At 47.3% G+C, this 18,169-nt stretch carries 15 protein-coding genes; all 15 read left to right on the top strand.

Features of this window, described 5'->3' with window-relative positions; all coding sequences use genetic code 11:
- Window positions 1-978, top strand: coding sequence for a GDP-mannose 4,6-dehydratase (locus ACTRXD_RS21620; protein WP_442433843.1), 978 nt, complete (start codon window positions 1-3; stop codon window positions 976-978).
- Window positions 975-2,096: a GHMP family kinase ATP-binding protein gene (locus tag ACTRXD_RS21625; RefSeq protein ID WP_442433844.1), complete on the top strand. Its 1,122-nt coding sequence runs from the start codon at window positions 975-977 to the stop codon at window positions 2,094-2,096. Before ACTRXD_RS21620 ends, ACTRXD_RS21625 begins: the two co-directional genes overlap by 4 nt.
- Window positions 2,097-2,109: 13 nt before the next feature.
- On the top strand, window positions 2,110-2,670 hold the full coding sequence (locus ACTRXD_RS21630; protein WP_442433845.1) for an NUDIX hydrolase: 561 nt from the start codon (window positions 2,110-2,112) through the stop codon (window positions 2,668-2,670).
- A gap of 27 nt (window positions 2,671-2,697) precedes the next feature.
- Entirely contained in the window at window positions 2,698-3,393 is a 696-nt protein-coding gene (locus ACTRXD_RS21635; protein WP_442433846.1) for a phytanoyl-CoA dioxygenase family protein, read from the top strand.
- Window positions 3,394-3,407: 14 nt separating this feature from the next.
- Window positions 3,408-4,457 (top strand): FkbM family methyltransferase, encoded by a 1,050-nt coding sequence (locus tag ACTRXD_RS21640; RefSeq protein ID WP_442433847.1) that lies wholly within the window; start codon window positions 3,408-3,410, stop codon window positions 4,455-4,457.
- 12 nt (window positions 4,458-4,469) lie between these two features.
- A complete protein-coding gene (locus tag ACTRXD_RS21645; RefSeq protein ID WP_442433848.1) occupies window positions 4,470-5,195 on the top strand; it encodes a hypothetical protein in 726 nt (241 codons plus the stop codon).
- Between the two features lie 167 nt (window positions 5,196-5,362).
- Entirely contained in the window at window positions 5,363-5,992 is a 630-nt protein-coding gene (locus ACTRXD_RS21650; RefSeq protein WP_442433849.1) for a TylF/MycF/NovP-related O-methyltransferase, read from the top strand.
- A 27-nt stretch (window positions 5,993-6,019) separates the two neighbouring features.
- Window positions 6,020-7,015, top strand: a complete 996-nt coding sequence (locus tag ACTRXD_RS21655; protein ID WP_442433850.1) for a hypothetical protein — start codon at window positions 6,020-6,022, stop codon at window positions 7,013-7,015.
- Window positions 7,016-7,798, top strand: a complete 783-nt coding sequence (locus ACTRXD_RS21660; protein WP_442433851.1) for an SDR family NAD(P)-dependent oxidoreductase — start codon at window positions 7,016-7,018, stop codon at window positions 7,796-7,798.
- A 114-nt stretch (window positions 7,799-7,912) separates the two neighbouring features.
- The gene (locus ACTRXD_RS21665; RefSeq protein ID WP_442433852.1) at window positions 7,913-8,902 is read left to right on the top strand and encodes an NAD-dependent epimerase/dehydratase family protein; all 990 of its coding nucleotides are present in this window, start codon (window positions 7,913-7,915) and stop codon (window positions 8,900-8,902) included.
- Window positions 8,859-9,419: a dTDP-4-dehydrorhamnose 3,5-epimerase gene (rfbC, locus tag ACTRXD_RS21670; RefSeq protein ID WP_442433853.1), complete on the top strand. Its 561-nt coding sequence runs from the start codon at window positions 8,859-8,861 to the stop codon at window positions 9,417-9,419. Before ACTRXD_RS21665 ends, rfbC begins: the two co-directional genes overlap by 44 nt.
- A 124-nt stretch (window positions 9,420-9,543) precedes the next feature.
- The gene (locus ACTRXD_RS21675) at window positions 9,544-10,554 is read left to right on the top strand and encodes an FkbM family methyltransferase (protein ID WP_442433854.1); all 1,011 of its coding nucleotides are present in this window, start codon (window positions 9,544-9,546) and stop codon (window positions 10,552-10,554) included.
- A gap of 83 nt (window positions 10,555-10,637) precedes the next feature.
- A complete protein-coding gene (locus ACTRXD_RS21680; protein WP_442433855.1) occupies window positions 10,638-11,645 on the top strand; it encodes an NAD-dependent epimerase/dehydratase family protein in 1,008 nt (335 codons plus the stop codon).
- A gap of 31 nt (window positions 11,646-11,676) precedes the next feature.
- Window positions 11,677-16,875, top strand: coding sequence for a glycosyltransferase (locus ACTRXD_RS21685; protein ID WP_442433856.1), 5,199 nt, complete (start codon window positions 11,677-11,679; stop codon window positions 16,873-16,875).
- Between the two features lie 33 nt (window positions 16,876-16,908).
- Window positions 16,909-18,144, top strand: a complete 1,236-nt coding sequence (locus ACTRXD_RS21690; protein ID WP_442433857.1) for a glycosyltransferase family 9 protein — start codon at window positions 16,909-16,911, stop codon at window positions 18,142-18,144.
- Window positions 18,145-18,169: the final 25 nt, after the last annotated feature.

Consider the following 18,169-nt stretch of genomic DNA (forward strand, 5'->3'; position numbering starts at 1 on the left):
ATGAAAGTGCTCATTACGGGAATTTCAGGAATGGTGGGCAGTCACTTAGCGGAGTATATCCTTGCGGATCACCCGGACGTGGACCTTCATGGACTCATTCGATGGCGAACTCCTCTTGATCATCTTGTGGCCATCAAGGATCGCATTGCCCTGCATTATGGTGATCTTCGGGACTTGAATTCGCTCATTGTCGTGATCAAAAAAGTCCAACCCGATTGGATCTTTCATTTGGCGGCACAATCCTTTGTCACGACAAGTTTTGACGCGCCGGTCGACACGCTGTCCACCAATGTGCTGGGGACGACCAATTTGCTCGATGCCCTCCGCATTACCGGAGTCGATGCCAAGGTGCATGTCTGCAGTTCCTCTGAAGTGTACGGACAGGTTTTGGCGGATGAAGTGCCTATCACAGAGGCCAATCCCTTTCGTCCGGCCAGCCCGTACGCGGTGTCCAAAGTCGGGGAAGACATGATTGCGTTTCAATATTTTTTGTCCTATGGCATTCGAACCGTCCGTACCAGGATGTTTACCCATACCGGCCCACGGCGAGGGGATGTCTTTGCAGAAAGTGCCTATGCCAAGCAAATCGTCGAGGTGGAGTATGGGCTTCGGAAAAATCCGATCCGGGTCGGAAATTTGGACAGTATTCGGACCTTTGCCGATGTCCGCGATGCCGTCAGAGCTTACTGGGTGTTGATGGAAAAGTGTCCGGCCGGGGAAGTTTATAATATCGGAGGAAACCGTACGATGACATTGCGGGACATGCTCGAGATTCTCAAAGGCATGGCCACCTGTCGAATCGAGCATGTGGTGGATCCTGCATTGTTACGACCGTCGGATGTCACCCTGCAGATTCCCGATACGTCAAAGTTCAAAGCGGCGACCGGGTGGGAACCACGCATCCCCTTTGAAGAAACCTTACAAGGAATTCTGGATTTTTATCGAAGGCGTTACCACAAGAGGAGCAAAGCTGCGTGATTATTTCCCGGACCCCCTATCGGTTGTCGTTTTTCGGAGGAGGCACGGACTATCCTCAATGGTATCTTCGGGAAGAGGGCGCTGTTCTTTCCACCACAATTGACAAGTATTGCTATGTGAGTTGTCGATACCTTCCTCCATTTTTCAATATTAAACACCGGATTGTCTGGTCGCATATTGAAACGGTATCGACAATTGGAGAGATTCTGCACCCTGCCGTTCGAGAAGGCCTGCGGTTTTTAGGTTTTGATGATTCTCAGGGGGTGGAAATTCAGCATCAGGGTGATCTGCCGGCCCGTTCAGGAATTGGATCCAGCTCTTCATTTTCGGTTGGTCTGGTGAAAGCTCTCACCGGGTTGAAGGGAGAGATGTTGGGGAAAATGGATCTGGCCCGCCAGGCGTTCACTTTAGAGCAAGATATCTTAAAAGAAACAGTTGGCTCCCAGGATCAAGTCGCCGCCGCCTTCGGCGGATTTAATGTTATTCGTTTTCTACGAGACGGCCAGATTCAAGTCGAACCGCTCACCTTATCATTGGGGCGATTGGCTGAACTGGAGCAAAATCTCGTTCTACTCTATACCGGCACCAGTCGCTTAGGTTCAGACATTGCAAAAAGTGTCACCGAAAACTTTTCTCTCAGGTCTGCCGAACTGAAAACCATGCGTGTAATGGTGGACAGAGGGTTGGGTATTTTGAGTGGAACGAGTTCGTTGGAGGAGTTCGGGAAATTGCTTCATGAAAGCTGGATGCTGAAGCGGGCACTTTCCCACGATATTTCCAATTCCACAATTGATAAAATTTATAAAAATGCCCTGGGCAATGGGGCGATTGGTGGAAAGCTTTCCGGGGCAGGGGGCAGTGGGTTTATGTTGTTTTATGTTCCGATTTCCAAGCAGGCACATTTTCTTTCAGCGATGCATCCCTATATTTGTGTGCCGTTTTCTTTTTCACAATCAGGAAGCAGCATAATTTACTACGACGGACCTGATAGACGGGTATCCGGGGGATATCCTTTCGAGGGAGAAGGGGTTCATAAGGAAATGGAAAGAAGACGGCTTCCCTCTCTCAAGACCCCTAAAAAGGCAAAGGAAAAAGTTCTTGTTGGACACCGATCCTGAGAGGCATGACCATATGCCATTACTGACTTCGGGTCCACCACGAATGGGTATGACTAAGGAGGTATTTAAGTGTCCGTGGTTTCGGGTCCACGAGGAAACGTGGGATGAGCTTTCTGACTGGGACCGAAAACCATTTTACCGTATTGAAAGCTCAGATGGCGTCTTAGTATTAGCCATAACGAGAAACAAAGAGATTATTCTAGTGCGTCAATTTCGCCATGCTATTCGGCGTACAACTCTTGAATTCCCTGCAGGAACAATTGACGGTTCGGAAAGTCCAGAGATGGCTGCTATGCGGGAATTAATGGAAGAAACCGGATATCGTTCCGCTCGGCTTGTTGAGTTGGGGAGCGGACATTTGATGGTCAATCGGTTTAGTTCAAAGGGGTTTTTCTTTTTGGCGCAAGATTGCCAATTGGATAATAGTGTTCCACTTAAGGAAAGTGAAGAAGTGGTTTTGTTATCTCCAGGGCAATTCAAAGGTCTGGTTTTAGCAGGTGAATTTGACCAAATGTCGGCGTTATCCCTTTTAAGTCTTGCCGAATGGACTACTGGGTTGCGATTGCTTGGTTAGCTATCCGGCCACTGTAAAACGAATTTAATGAAATCCTTCGACCTGCAATTTTTCCAAGAACAGGGGTATTGCGTTGTCAAAGATGTACTCACGCCGTCCCAATGTGACGAATTGATTGCGTCGTCTCAGTCATTTTCCTCGTTTAAGGATGGCACTCTCATACCGGTCATGAATCCTCATAGCCTCGATAACCGGTTTTTTCAAACCATGCGATGTCCAAAGATTGTTGAACTGATGGAGGTAGTCCTTTCCGGAAAGGTGAGTGGCCTGCAGAGCCAATTTTTTTTCTGTCGACCGGGAACTCGAGGGTTTACCAGACATCAGGATAATCTTTATGTGCAAGCTAAAGCTGATGTGTTTGGATCAGCGTGGATTGCGTTGGATGATGTGACTCCACAAAACGGTGGTTTAATTGTGTTTCCAGGAAGTCATCGGGAGCCCATTTTGCCGACCGAGGCTGTTCCTCAGGTGGAAACCTTTGGGCAGGATCCCAATGCCAATTGTCAGCAAGTGATTATGCCCAGGAACTATTCTTCCATCGATCTATCTCTTTCCAGAGGGGGCGTGGTGTTGATTCATGGACATATCATTCATGCGTCGCATATGAATTCGACAACGGACCAATATAGACGTGCGCTTCTTTTGACATTCATACGAAAGGGTGAAACCTTTCGTTCGGGTTTTTCGGCCAAACGCCGAGAAATTGCCCTTTCGCCCCAGTGAGTAGGTGTAAGCCTATGGAACAGACTTTTCGTGATACGCTGACGAACCATCCTCTCTTTCAAGCGCTCGCGCCATATCGGGCACTAAAGGAGCGACCTTTGGGTTTTGTGGATGTCGGAGCAAGGGGTGGAGTTCATCCACTTGTGAACCCCCTGGCAGAGGTGACAGGAATTTTGGGGTTTGAACCAGATAAGGGTGAATGCGGACGTCTTAGGGAGATCCATGCCACAGCCTCACCCTGGGCGATTTGTGAATTTGAACCTGTAGCCTTGGCAGACCAACCAGGAAGGTCTCGACTCCATTTACTTTCCGCCGCAACGAATCATTCCCTGCGCCCTCCTAACCAGGATCTCATTAAACGGTATGACATGATCAAGTTTGAAAAAGTCGGCAGTATTGAAGTGGAAACCACCACACTGGATGATGTGCTGTTCTCTCGGCGAAAAACCGAGTCGTTTTGGGGAGAGTTTCTTAAACTCGACACCCAAGGGACCGAAATGGAGGTTCTCCTTGGAGCGAAGCGCACCCTTACGGAGCGAACAGCAGCCATTCTTACTGAGGTCGAATTCTGTCAAATCTATCAGGGGCAACGGCTGTTCTCGGACATCGAATTATTTCTTCGGGATTGTGGATTTTCTTTTTATGGATTTACCGACATGTTTTACCGGTCTTGTAAGCAACTCAATAAATACACAGAAAGGGGACGGGAACGAATCCTGTATGCGGATGCCGTATTTTTCAAGGAACCTCAGTTGCTTGCCATGCCCATGTGTCCGATGGAACTGCGCCAGGCGTATGTCCTGTTTGTGACGGCTGTGTTGCTGGGGTATTTCGATTTTGCCTTGGAAATTGCCCTCAAAACTTGGGCGCGAAATGAGGAAGGGCAGCGTGTTCGTGAGCTTATCCACTACCTGGCCGCAATTCCCGAAGGACAAAGTTTGGCCGAAATAAAGTCGCTGGCTGACCTGGTCCATGCGAGGCCAAGGCATGCCAATGTGTTGAGAGGGCAGTTCATCGATCGAAATCGGCTGGTTGGTGATTATGGTGATGTGGTTCTAGGGTGAGGAGACAAGATCATGTCCGTGAATATGATAGATGTTCAATCCCGTCATTGGGTGAAACCGATCTCAGGCGGGATTTCGGTCCCCCTTCTTACTGAATTGCGCCGATATCTTGACAACGTTCAAGGGGAACGCCAAGCGTTAGCGCTGAGCTCCAGAGAAGAAAAAGGGCTGCAATTGGGATTGGGAACTGATGCCTTGCGAAAGGATCCACGTTGGTATGAAGTGTGGAAAGAAATTTCATCAGAGTTATTGGCTTTGATCCATCCCCATACATGGGTGGTATTTCCGGTGCAAGTCCGGCTTATTCAATCAGAAAACCATTTAGTTCCGTGGCATCAGGATGTTGGTTACCAAAAGATTCTTGGGGAAAGTGGGCATCAACAGATTATCACGACCTGGATTCCGATGAATGAATATCCCTCTCGCCATTCCACCCTTCAATTTGCTTTAGCGGAACTCGGAGAGTTGGCTCATTCGCCTTTGCATGGACATGGGGCTGGGTTGGATTGTCAGGAATGGCCTTTCGTGAGGCATTATGACCTGGCATCTGGGGATTGCTTGCTGTTTGGTGATCTCACGATTCATCGGACGTTTGTTCCTGAACGGTGTTCCGTATCGCGACAGTCTTTGGAATTTCGATTGGTGCGCCCGGAAGATGCCATACCGGGGAAGGATTATTTTAGCATAGAAGACCAGGTATTTGTTCGAACCGATGGAACCAGGAGGGTGTTTCCTTGAGTATTATACAGTCAACCAACGATCAGAGTGATCAGGTCTTTGATGGGCGGACGAATTGGAAGGCGGATGACCATATTGAGCATCTCCTTGAGAAACACTTTGAAAAATTCCAAATTTCCCATCGAGAGATTTGGCGGAATTTTCAAATTTATTCACGTCGAGTTTTTTTGAAGAAATTTCTGGCCCATTATGATTTGTTTAAAAAGATCATGCGCTTACCAGGCGATATTGTTGAGCTTGGCGTTTATCGTGGGGCCTCACTATTTTCATGGGCAAATTTTCTAGAGATTCGGAATATGGGCGATCGACATAAAAAAGTCATTGGTTTCGATAACTATACGGGTTTTGCCGGATTAGACCAGAAAGATGGTCTAGATAATCCTCAATTTGGAAAATGTGAGGGAGGATTTGCTTCCGGACAATTTGAGGAGCAATTGCATGATGCGATTCGTATTTTTGATCAAGACCGTTTTATTCCCTATAAACCCCGAATTGTTTTAGTGAAGGGCGAAATCGAACACACCCTTCCAAAATACATCGAAGAGAATCCTGGTCTTCGCATTTCATTATTACACTTTGACGCAGATTTATATCGCCCGACACAGGTCGGGCTTCAATATTTGTGGCCATTAGTGGTTCCCGGAGGGATTGTCCTGTTCGATGAATATGGGATTCCACCATGGGAGGGAGAAAGTAAAGCAGTTGATGAATTCTTTGCTCATCAATCGGTCCGTATTCGACGACTGGATTGGTGCTCTAACCCTGGTGGTTATATCGTGAAGGAAACTTGTGCGTAAACCAAAAATGGAAGGCAGTCTGACTTGATGAGAGCTACGGATCTTACGTTAGGGGAAAAAGAGATGATTCAGGGGGCCGGTTCGTGTCTTGATGTGGAGACGAGATTGGGCATTTCCGAATTTTCCCGACTATTGGGTGTTTCAATACCCGACATGACAGCCGATGTCTGTGCCCTTTTTGACAGCTATGATTTTCGATACGTTCCACTGAATAGGTTTCAGAGGGAATCGGTTATTTTGAAAATTCAAAAAAAATTGAATTCGAAGGTCTTCACGCCCGTGGGCCCGGCCCGATATGACGTGTGGAATACAACCTGGGAAAAAATTTCTCAACAGTTTTTAAACAATACCTGTTCTGTCCGTTCATTGACCCCCGATTTTCTTGACGCCCATCCTGTATTACGACTCAACCAAAAATTTATTCGACCCCTTGATGTTGCCTTTGAGGCCAACTTCTTTTCCGTGCTGCGTCATTGGTTATATCGGACCTGTTTTGAGCAAGTCCCCACTTTGTATGAATTTGGCTGCGGAAGCGGGTTTAATCTATGGGCACTGGCGGACATGTACCCCGATAAAACTCTCTATGGGTTAGATTGGGCGGAATCCTCGGTGGCATTAATTAATAAAATTGGAGAGGTCAAAGGATTAAAGATTCACGGGCGCCCCTTTGATTTTTTTCATCCAGACCCTCATCTGCATCTAGCCACAGGTAGTGGGGTGTTGACTGTTTGCGCCTTGGAACAAATTGGAACTGCCTTTTCACCTTTTATTCATTATGTTTTGACGCAACATCCACAATTGTGTGTGCACATAGAACCAATTTATGAATTATATGATGAACAGGATCCTCTGGATTCTTTAGCCATGACCTATCATTCCGACCGAGGATACCTCCGAGGGTTCTTGCCGTATCTGCGAAAACTGGAAGTGGACAGCCGAATACAAATTGTTCAAGTGAAACGGTTAGGGTTTGGGAGTTTGTACCATGAAGGGTACACCATCGTTATATGGAAGCCACTCTAAATGGACTTTGGCCTTCTGGGTAAAAAAGCATTGGTGACGGGAGGTAGCTATGGAGTTGGGCGAGCCATAGCCTTGGGATTGGCTGATGAAGGTTGTGACGTGGCGATTTGTGCGAGACAAGCGGCGCCATTAGAAGACACCGTGCAGGCAGTAAAGTCTCGCGGGTGTCTGAGCCTGGGCTTTCAAGGTAATGTGACAGCACAAGGTATGCCCGATCGTGTCGTGAAAGCCATGGTTAAGGCTTGGGGAACCATTCATATTTTGGTGAATAATGTTGGAGGGGGTGGGCATCAAATCAATCAACCTGTTGAAACGGTTCAGGACGAGGTTTGGGAGAACACCTTTTCTGTGAACACCTGGGCCGCCATTCGGTTTACCAGAGCGGTCATCCCCTTTATGAAACGGGAGCGATGGGGCAGGGTAGTCACAGTCGTTTCTGTTCAAGGTCGGGAAGGGGGAGGAAGGCCTTGGTATAACATGGCCAAAAGCGCAGAAATTAGCCTCATGAAAACTCTGGCATTAGATCAAAAGCTTGTTCAAGCCGGCTTGACCTTTAACAGCGTTGCTCCGGGAACCATTCTCCTGAAAGGTAATGAATGGGATCAATTCAAATGTAAAAATCCCGCAGAATTTCACCAGGTTATCCAAGGAAAATGCCCCATGAATAGGCCAGGGTATCCGGATGAGGTCGCAAATGTTGTCACCTTTATGTGTTCAGAAAAAGCAGGTTTGATGAATGGAGCCTGTGTAGCCGTTGATGGGGGGGAAAGTCGGAGCTTTTGACGTTCGACGGAATTTTTTTAAGTCCTGTGCCCGGGGTGGTAATGATCAGGGTGCCTAGCGAACCAAAAGGTCACGAACAAAAAATAATAAATGGGTGGATGGGAAAGGCACGAAATGGTATCCGAGCTTTTAAAGTATTTTGAAGGTAAAAACATTCTTGTCACCGGAGGAAGCGGGTTGATCGGACGGAAGATCGTGAGCCAGATGGTGGAGGCTGGGGCCTCCGTTCGAAGTGTGTCCCTGGATGAAATCCAGGTTGAAGACAGAGTGGAGTATGTGAAGGGCGATTTGTGCGATTTTGGATTTTGCCAACGTATAGTGAAGGACATGGATTGTGTTTTTCATGTAGCCGGGATTAAAGGCTCCATCGAGGTAACGAAATCCAAGCCGGCAAGTTTTTTTGTCCCCTTGTTGATGATGAATACTAATATGTTAGAGGCCTGCCGCTTGGAAAAGGTTGATCGGGTGGCCTATACCTCATCAATTGGCGCATATCCGAGTGCGGAAATTTTCAAGGAACAGGAAGGGGAGGATGAAGGGCCACCAATGGATATGTTCCCTGGATGGGCCAAACGAATGGCTGAATTGCAAGTTCGTGCCTACCAAATACAGTATGGTTTGAAGCATTACGCCGTGGTGCGTCCCTGCAATGTGTATGGACCTGGAGATAATTTCGATCCTGCCAATGCCATGGTGATTCCCACCCTCATGCGACGGATATTTTCCAAAGAGGATCCGGTAGTGATTTGGGGAGATGGAACCGCCATTCGTGATTTTGCCTATAGTGGTGATGTGGCTGATGGAGTGATTCTTGCTTTGTACCATGGCACGGGCGGGTGGTACGTCAATTTAGGCAGTGGTATCGGCTATACCATCAAAGAATTAGTAGAAGCTCTTCAAACGGTTGTGCCGTTCCGAGCCCAATTCGATCACACTAAACCCACCGGATTTCCCCGGCGGGTGATGGATATTTCTTTGGCCAGGAAACTTCTCGGATATGCACCGAAAGTGAGTCTTCAAGAAGGGTTGCAGCACACATGGGAGTGGTACTTGGAGCATCATGATGAATATCTTAAACGGCAAAACTATTTCGCCACAGCATAAATTACAAGTTTCCCACAGTCGCTTGAAGGGAGTCAGCGTCGTAACTCCACCAACGATTTTTGAAGATTTTCGGGGGACTTATGTTGAAACCTTTAACAAAGAGGTGTATCAGCAAGCCGGAATTGACATGAATTTTGTGCAGGATGACATCTCCGTGTCTGGCAGACACGTGTTGCGAGGCATTCATGGGGACCAGGAAACCTGGAAATTGGTGTCATGTTTATGGGGGAAATTTTATTTGGTGGTGGTGAATTGGGATCCCACCTCTCCACAGTATCAACAGTGGGAATCGTTTACGCTATCAGATCGCAATCGATGCCAAGTATTGATCCCACCCAAGTTTGGAAACGCCCACCTGGTGCTATCTGACCAGGCCATTTTTCACTACAAGCAAACGACCAATTATAACCGTGAAGGGCAATTTACTCTACCTTGGAATGACTCGAATTTGGGAATCTGGTGGCCGGTGAAGCAGCCGATTGTTTCCAAACGGGATGAAGGTGTGGCTCTTGTTTAAATGCGGGACCATTTGAGTGAGGGTGGAGTAGACTCATATTGAGTTTTCTGGTTTTTCGTCTCTGCTCAACTAATCATAAAATTTCTTGATGATCTGAATTCAGTAACTTTAGGGAGAGAATTTGATGGCGGAAATGTCGGAAATTTTGAATCCATGCCCTAATTTTACAAAAACCCTCATTGCAAAAGGATTATTTCAAAATGATCCATTCTTTGTCGTGGATGTGGGAGCAAGGGATGGAGTTGAAAATCATTGGGGATTTTTTAGAGATCAAATTCGTATTGTTGCCTTTGAACCTGATATGGCTGAATGTAATCGGCTTAATGAATCTAATAGGGCTTCTCACATTAGGTATTATCCCGTTGCCCTTTCACAGTCAAAAGGGAGGCAAATCTTTTATCATGCACAGTTTCCTCCGGCATCAAGTTTTTATCCAGGGGATGTCAACATGCTTTCTCGGTTTCAAGATGAAATTGGATTGAAGGTTGTTAAAACTGAGGAATTTGAGACCATTGATTTTGACACATTTGCCCGGGAGCAGAAAATCCCATCAGGGGATTTCATGAAATTAGATTGTGAAGGAAGTGAGCTGGATGTATTAATGGGTGCACAAAAATACCTGAAGAATAGTGTCCTGGGTATAAGTGTTGAATGCTTGTTTGATAGGTGGCGTGTTGGTCAGCCCATTTTCAGTGAAATTGACCTTTACTTGCGTTCCCTGGGGTTTAAATTATATGACTTTACCCATTATCGTCATTCAAGAAAAGTGCTCCCTCCCTTTCCAAACCCTAAACGAACCGGCTGTGGGAAGTTGGGCCAGGTAGTTTGGGGGCAATTTCTATATTTGCGGGATCCTATTGTGGAAATTAAAACGGGGGAAGGGCTTGAGGAAGGTTGGAGTGTTATGAAAATAATAAAAATGGCCTGTTTGATGGAACTGTTTTCTCTTTATGATTGCGCAATTGAACTCATTAAGGTTGGGTTGAAAGACGATGAAGATGAAAGCAGTCAGACGCAAGAAACTTTCATTAATTTACTAATGCCGACTGCAAAAACATTGTTTGAGGGGGCAGTGCATGAAACTAGATTTTCTTACTCCCAATATTTGGCGTTTGCCCAATTAGGGGAATTTTGAAAAACGGCAGTTTGCCTACTACCTGAACTTCATCGTTCAACGAAAACGAAAGATTTTACGATTGCACTAGAAAATGAGGATTTATGTTTAAAAATGCGAACGTACTGGTAACTGGGGCCGGAGGATTTCTTGGAACGAATATCGCCAAGCGTTTGGTCGAGGATGGAGCTCATGTGCTTGGAACTTTGCATGGGCGCCCCCCTCAATATGAACATCCGAATCTTAAATATTTAAAAACAGATCTTACGCAAATGAATGATTGTCGGCAGGCGGTTGAGGGAATGAAATATGTCTTCATGTGTGCCGCCAATACCTCAGGTGCGGCAGTCATGGCCACCCAACCGTTAGCCCATGTGACACCGAATGTTGTAATGAATGCGCAGATGTTAGAAGCGGCCTATCAGGCGAAAATTGAAAAGTTTCTCTTTATCAGTAGTAGCGCAGCCTATCCACCAACGGGAGTACGCCCGGTTTCAGAGGGGGAAATGTTTGAGGGAGATCCATATGAGACGTATTACAGCGTTGGCTGGATGAAGCGGTATGCCGAGGTGTTGTGTCGAAACTATGCTGAGAAAATTAAGGATACGATGAAAACTGTGGTCGTTCGACCATCGAATGTCTACGGACCCTATGACAAATTTGATTTTGAGCGGTCACATGTCACTGCGGCACTTATTCGAAAGGTGGTCGAACGGCAGGACCCCTTAGAAGTATGGGGAACCGGAGAAGATGTGAGGGATTTGATATTTGTGGATGATTTTATCGACGCTGTGCTGCTGGCCATGGCCAAACTGGACGAATTTGAACCGGTCAATATCGGATACGGAAAAGGATGTCGAGTTCGGGAGGTGTTGGATACCCTTTTGGAGGTTGATGGATTTCAGAATGCGAAGGTTGTCGTGAATCCAAACAAACCTTCAATGATCCCGGTTCGTTTGATTGATGTAGCTCAAGCCCAGAGCCTGTTGGGGTTTCAAGCTCAGATCTCTCTTCGAGATGGATTGGGCAAGACCCTTGAATGGTATCGACGGGTTTATGGAAAAGCAAAAAGCTCTCCAACACCAGAGGCAGCTGTTGTTCAAGTGGCTTAAGCAACCTATTCTTCAGAGAGGATCTCCAGTTATGAACCACAGGTTTCCCGAAAGTCGATTTGCTCACCATTGGCTTGATGGACTTTCGGGTTTGGAAATCGGACCTTCGTCCCACAATCCGTTTGGTCTGAGGACACGTACTGTGGGATTGGGTGGAGAAGGCTATACCAAAGAACAATTGGCTTTGACTGGAGAAGTCGCACCTATTGATATTAAGGCAGATGCTGGGGCTATCCCGCTTCCAAGTGAATCGGAAGATTTCATCTTAGCTTCTCATGTCATAGAGCACTGTCCTGATGTCATTAAAACCCTCTTGGAATGGTTTAGGCTTGTGAAACATCGGGGATACTTGTTCTTAGTGGTACCTCATCGGGATGCCGCTCCCTCTGATCGGGGGAAGCCCCTTACTGATTGGGATCATGTGGTTCAAGATTATTTGACTCATGCGACTCAAGAATCAGAACCTGAAGGTGATAGTTTCTTATATTGTCATTACCACGTGTTTTCTCCTGGCTCCATGAAAGAATTTATTTATCGAATTTTTGGAAATCGTCTTGCTCTAGTGGGAGAGGAAGATCCTGATGATAAGGTGGGAAACGGGTTTTCCCTAATTTACCAGAAAATGGACTCGCTCTCGGAAGCTTTCCCCTGGTCCTTCCAAGGAGGTGGGTGTACTGTGAATGTTACTAGACCAGCAGACTTTTATTTTTTGAGGGGGAAGGAAAAGGATACGACGATAAAAGAACAAAAAATAGTGCATATTGAAAAATTTGAATTTGCGGAAGTCTGCTCGTTGAAAGAAAGAAATCTCCAGAGGGTGGATAAAAATGAAGTTCTCGTTTCCGCTATTGTACCGGCCTACAACTCTGAACGATTCATGCGAGGGTTGTTAGATGATTTGGAAGCACAGACCCTAGCAGATCGGACGGAAATCATTATTGTCGAAACCGGTTCAGAAACAAATGAAAGTCAAATTATCCATGAATTCCAGAAAAAATTCGACAATATTTTTTACCTCAGAAGTGGAAATCGAACAAATGCGACCGCTGCCGTCAATGAAGGCTTACGTTTGGCCAAAGGGAAATATCTTACGGTAGCACCGACTGATGATCGTTTAAGTTCCTCAGCTTTTGAGGTAATGGTTGAAGAATTAGAGAAATATCCTGAAGTTGGGACGGTGTATGCAGATGTCTTTATCACACAACATGAAAATCAAAAGTTTGATTGGTTTATTCGGGGAGGATATTCAATTCGGTTTGATTTTTGCCCAGAAATGATGTTGACCGGCTACCACATGGGTCCCCTTTTTATGTGGCGTAGCTCCATACATGAAAAAATTGGTGTTTTTAACGACGCATTTTTGTGTGCAAGTGATTACGAATTTCATTGTCGCGTTGCCCGACATTTTCCTATGCGACATATTCCGCAATTTCTTGGGTTATATTTTCAAAATCCCAAAGGGACGGTGAATTCGAATCCAGCTATTAGCCAGAAAGAATTCAGAACGATAATTGCTGCGAATCGATCGTATTTTCCAGCACCTATTCAGAAGCCTCTTCCAATTTTTCAATATGAACAACAGGTTTTTCAAAACAAGTATGTCAATATTGGCATGGTGACCTTTAATCGATTGGAGTTTACAAAACAGGCTATTGCTGCGCTTTTTCAGCATACATGCTTCCCGCATGTCATTACGGTTGTGGACAATGGAAGTACCGACGGTACACCAGAGTATTTACTAGCGCTTCACAAACAGGGGTTTATTTCCAATCTGATTTTGTTGCCGGCCAATGTTGGAATTGCCAAGGCTTCGAATTTGGCATGGGGTCAGGAGCCTGAGGCTGAATATTACCTCAAGCTGGACAATGATATTGTGATCCAAAAGCCCGGCTGGTTATCCAGGATGGTCGAGGTCATCGACCGTATCCCTGAATTGGGCGCTATTGCCTATAATTTTGAACCGGTGAACTATCCCATCTGTGAGATGCGGGGATTACCTCTTCGGCCAAAAATTGGAAATTTAAATGGGGCTTGTACTCTTATTCCGAAAAGAACTCATCAAATATTAGGATTTTGGTGCGAAGACTACGGGTTGTACGGTGAGGAAGACGCGGATTATGGACTGAGAATGCAGTTGCAGGGTTTGCAGAATGCCTACATGGAGGATGAACAGATTGGGTTGCATCTTCCCGCTGGAAGGGCGGCCCATATCGATGTACAGACGTTAAAGGCGACTGATGGGATTGAAGAGAAGACCTTCGCCGAGTATCGGGCCTTCAAAGATGAATCCCGTCGAAAAAATGTTCAGGACATCGCGAAAAAAAATTGGGAGGATTATCAGGCAGGCGTGAAATCGCTTTATTGTTCGTCTTCCTTTGTTAAAGAATTCCACAAAGATCCGAAACACATGGAAGGGTCTGTCGGAACACCACGCCGTGGTTTTCAGGCTAATGAAAAACCAAGGGAAGTGATTCTTGAAAAGGCAAGAGATTCTTCTGGAGAACGTGGCCGAACGGTTTCTGTCATTGGGTCTGATTATATCTGTGGTCGTATTCGACTCCTTCAACCACTTCTTGCGGGTGCAGGGATCTGGAAAAATGGCACAATTGTAAATGATCTCAATATCCTTTCAGGTGAGGCCACGTTGCCGCCTATGGGAGTCGAGCAGGTTTGGGCCATTCAGCGGAACTGTAGACTGCCAGAAAAAATGCTCGAAGAGGCGCAATCCCACGGTACACGCATTGTTTACGACTGTGACGATTTGCTCTGGAAAATTCCTCTCGATAATCCGAATCATGGATACTTTACTCCGGAATATCTTCAAAGAATGTTTGGTCTTATGTATACGGCGGATTGTGTGACGGTGTCTACGGAACCTATTCAAACCGATTTGTTTAAGCGAGGAATCGACTCGACTCTTCTTCTGAATTGCTTGGTGCGTCAGGAATGGGAGGATTTCAAGCCTCGACGTCGAGCGGGTTCCCGTCCTCGAATTGGATGGGCAGGACAAGCGAAGGTGCACAAGGGTGATGCGGCGATTTTGGAAACGATTATTGAGGCATTGAAAGATGAGGTTGAATGGGTATTCCTCGGAGATGCACCACAGATGTCCAGTAGTCCAGGTGTGATCAGCGAAACATTTTCCATGGTAGACGTGGCTCAGTATCCGAAAAAATTGGCGAGTCTTAATCTTGATCTTGCATTGGCGCCATTGGTGCCAAACCCATTCAATGAAGCTAAAAGTGATATCAGAATTTTACAGTATGGAATATTGGGCTATCCGGTTATTGGCACGGATATTTTTCCCCATCAACATGCTCCCATCATACGGTTGCCGCATGAACCACAAGCCTGGATCAAGGCGATTCGCGAACGAATTCATGATTTAGGTGCCTTAGAAAGGGAAGGAGATCATCTCCGAGCCTGGGTATTGAACCATCGTCTTATGGAACATGTGCTTCCTCTGTATGAACAGGCCTGGTTGGGCCGTGACGTCAAATCCTCAAACGGGGTACCTCAGTCGAAAATACAAAGTCCACCAGTGCCCCCTTATTCCCCAATCAACCATGCCAAGTATTCCTTTGAGTGTTCAATCATTATTCCAGTTTGGAATAAAGTGGCATTGACCCGGCAGTGCTTGACTCATTTGGCGGAGGTCACGGATGGCTGTTCGTATGAAGTCATTGTCGTCGATAATGCATCCACCGATGAGACCCCGGCATTTCTGTCCTCTTTGAGTGGGGATATTCAGGTCATCACGAATCCGGCCAATTATGGGTTTGCCAAAGCCTGCAACCAAGGGGCCGCTTCTGCCAAGGGGCGTTTTCTGGTCTTTTTAAATAACGATACGATTCCGAAGCCAGGATGGTTGCGGGCTTTATTGAATGAAGTGGAGAGTCATCAGGATGTTGCCATTGTCGGGAGCAAGCTGCTCTATCCGAATAACACTATTCAACATGCCGGCGTGGTTTTCGCCAAACATTGTTTGACGCCCTACCATATATTCCGTGGTGCTCCAGGAGATCTGCGCGCTGCCAATGTTCGTCAAGAGTTTCAGGTTGTCACTGCGGCTTGTATGCTCATTCGGCGTGAGGAATTTAATGCGGTGGGGCAATTTGACGAGATCTATCAGAACGGGTTCGAGGATGTAGACCTGTGCCTCAAAGTGGGCAAACGGGGTAAGAAAGTCATCTATCAACCGGAAAGTGTGCTCTATCATTTGGAACATCAAACTCCCGGAAGGAAGGATCATGAGGCCGAACGGCACAATGGTATTGTGCTCATGGAACGGTGGGCTTCCTCCATTGTGGTCGATGAGGATTTCCATACGGTTCCGGCAGGCTATGCCACCCGGTATTCCTTGGGTGACGGACGGCTTCAGCCCTCGCTCCAGACACTGCAGGGCGATAGGGAAATCACTCAGTGGCAACGAGTTCAACGGGTGCAGGAATTCCTATTACGCCAGCGGCATGCCGCTGGCGAGGGCATGAATAGCCAGGACGACGGTGAATTACAGGCTCTCCTTTCCGAGTATCGAGATTGGCCGGATGATGGTGAAGTGCTTAGATGGGCGGCCAAGCTATGCCAATCGTTGCAGCTATTGGATGGGGAGCGGGCATTTTTGAAACGGATACTGAGTATGGGAGAAGATCGAGCGGCACGGGAACGACTCGCTAAGCTGGCCCTCAGCGGGAAGGATCTGTCTGAGGCGACTGAGCAAATCCAGGCGCTCCTTCAATCTGATCCCAACAATGGGTCGGGTCACTGGTTGCAGGGAATTCTGTTGATGCAATCCCAGCAATGTGCTGAGGCGGCCCTGTCATTTCGCCGCGCTCTGCAATGTGGCGCAGATTCTCGAAAAACCCGGATCGGTTTGGGGATGGCGTATATGGGAACCGGAGATTCGGAAGAAGCCTGGAAGATTTTTGAACAGGTGATGGTTGATCATCCCGATGATGTGGAAGCCATGAATGGGTTGATTCAGGCCGGAACATCCCTGGAACGATGGAAAGACTTGGGGGGACGGCTTGCACGGTATGTCGAACGAAACCCCGCAGACTGCGATATGCGCTTTGCTCTGGCCGGGGTGGAATTTCGTGCGAGTCGACTCGATGTGGCCAAGCAACAATTTGAGATGTTAAGCCTCTTAAAGCCCGACTATGAGGGATTACACGATTTAGAGGTTCTCCTTCAGACGGCACCTCTTGACCGTCATGCCCTCGCAACTTAAATAGAAGAACTTTTTGCCTAGTCAAGTTAGCCTATGTCCCGAGCCCTCTTAATACAATTAGCTCGGCTGGGTGATCTGGTCCAATCTCTTCCTGCTTTGACTGCTCTGCAAACTGCCTATCCTGAGCGACCTCTTGATCTCCTTTGCCCTTCGCCCCTGGTGGCACTTGGAGAACTTTTCCCTTGTGTGGACAGGGTTTTCCCTTGGAATGGGGAACAATGGCATGAATTCGCCACGACCAAGATGACGGATTGTGATCAACAACTTGCCCGAGCCACTCGCTATTTGGCTGACTGTGCCTTTCCCCCGTATGCATTGGCCTATAATTTGAATAACCATCCTCGCGGGATACTTGCTGCCCATGTATTGAGTGGTCTGGTTGTCGGTCCTGGCGAGTATGGACCATTGAATCAGACGCTTCCGGCATGGGCGGGATATTTACGTCAAATTTCTCGAGATCGAGGGAGCAACCGGGTGCATTTAGCGGATGCATTTTGCGGGTTGTGTCAGGTTTCTCCGCCATTGGACGTTCCCTACTTACAGGCCCCGGAGGTGTCATTGCCCTTTGAGCTGGAACTGCCGGTGAATGGTGACCCTTTTACTCTCATCGGAATTGTTCTTGGTGCGGGAGATGCCGACCGGCGAGTTCCCCTTTCTGCATGGCAAGACCTGATTGCTGCATGCGCTGAGCACATTCCTCAGTGCTACCTGCTTTTGGTCGGTGGTGCGGGAGAACGGGAAGCGGCATTGGCCCTAGAGCATCGCCTTCCCGCTAAATATCTCAATCGGGTCGTGAATGGGTGTGGCCGGACCTCGTTGCCCCAGCTTGTGGCTCTTCTTAATCGGTGTCAGTGGGTGGTCGGATCGGATACGGGACCATTGCATCTCGGAGCGATGTGTGGGGCTCGTGCGATCGGCTGGTATTTCTCCCAGGCCAGAGTCCATGAAACGGGCCCCTATGGGATTGGTCATTATGTGTGGCAACGCACGGGAGCGAAACCTCGGGAGAGCCTGGATGTCCGTGATATAAGCGCTGCTGGATCATCCTCTGCCTATTGGCCTGTGATGGAATCCGTCAATTTAATGCAGGAAAGCACGGTGAATGCCACAACAGATGGGTGGGATCTCTGGACCAGCAATAGAGATGAGTGGGGGGCGTTTTATACAAGGAATGGCATCCCTGACGAGGCTGTCCTCCGGCGAAAAGATACGTGGGAGACGCTGTCTCAGCTGGCGAATCAAGGTATTCGGATGGAAGTCTCGAAGTAGTCGGGAAGGCTCCCGGGAGGTTTAA

The sequence above is a fragment of the Nitrospira sp. T9 genome (assembly GCF_052156535.1).
Classification (GTDB): domain Bacteria; phylum Nitrospirota; class Nitrospiria; order Nitrospirales; family UBA8639; genus Nitrospira_E.

Bases quoted from the DNA above. Each gene is read 5' to 3' on its own strand.
- ACTRXD_RS21620 (WP_442433843.1), top strand. From the start codon at position 1: ATGAAAGTGCTCATTACGGGAATTTCAGGAATGGTGGGCAGTCACTTA.
- ACTRXD_RS21630 (WP_442433845.1), top strand. From the start codon at position 2,110: ATGCCATTACTGACTTCGGGTCCACCACGAATGGGTATGACTAAGGAG.
- ACTRXD_RS21635 (WP_442433846.1), top strand. From the start codon at position 2,698: ATGAAATCCTTCGACCTGCAATTTTTCCAAGAACAGGGGTATTGCGTT.
- ACTRXD_RS21640 (WP_442433847.1), top strand. From the start codon at position 3,408: ATGGAACAGACTTTTCGTGATACGCTGACGAACCATCCTCTCTTTCAA.
- ACTRXD_RS21645 (WP_442433848.1), top strand. From the start codon at position 4,470: ATGTCCGTGAATATGATAGATGTTCAATCCCGTCATTGGGTGAAACCG.
- ACTRXD_RS21655 (WP_442433850.1), top strand. From the start codon at position 6,020: ATGAGAGCTACGGATCTTACGTTAGGGGAAAAAGAGATGATTCAGGGG.
- ACTRXD_RS21660 (WP_442433851.1), top strand. From the start codon at position 7,016: ATGGACTTTGGCCTTCTGGGTAAAAAAGCATTGGTGACGGGAGGTAGC.
- ACTRXD_RS21665 (WP_442433852.1), top strand. From the start codon at position 7,913: ATGGTATCCGAGCTTTTAAAGTATTTTGAAGGTAAAAACATTCTTGTC.
- rfbC (WP_442433853.1), top strand. From the start codon at position 8,859: ATGATGAATATCTTAAACGGCAAAACTATTTCGCCACAGCATAAATTA.
- ACTRXD_RS21675 (WP_442433854.1), top strand. From the start codon at position 9,544: ATGGCGGAAATGTCGGAAATTTTGAATCCATGCCCTAATTTTACAAAA.
- ACTRXD_RS21680 (WP_442433855.1), top strand. From the start codon at position 10,638: ATGTTTAAAAATGCGAACGTACTGGTAACTGGGGCCGGAGGATTTCTT.
- ACTRXD_RS21685 (WP_442433856.1), top strand. From the start codon at position 11,677: ATGAACCACAGGTTTCCCGAAAGTCGATTTGCTCACCATTGGCTTGAT.
- ACTRXD_RS21690 (WP_442433857.1), top strand. From the start codon at position 16,909: ATGTCCCGAGCCCTCTTAATACAATTAGCTCGGCTGGGTGATCTGGTC.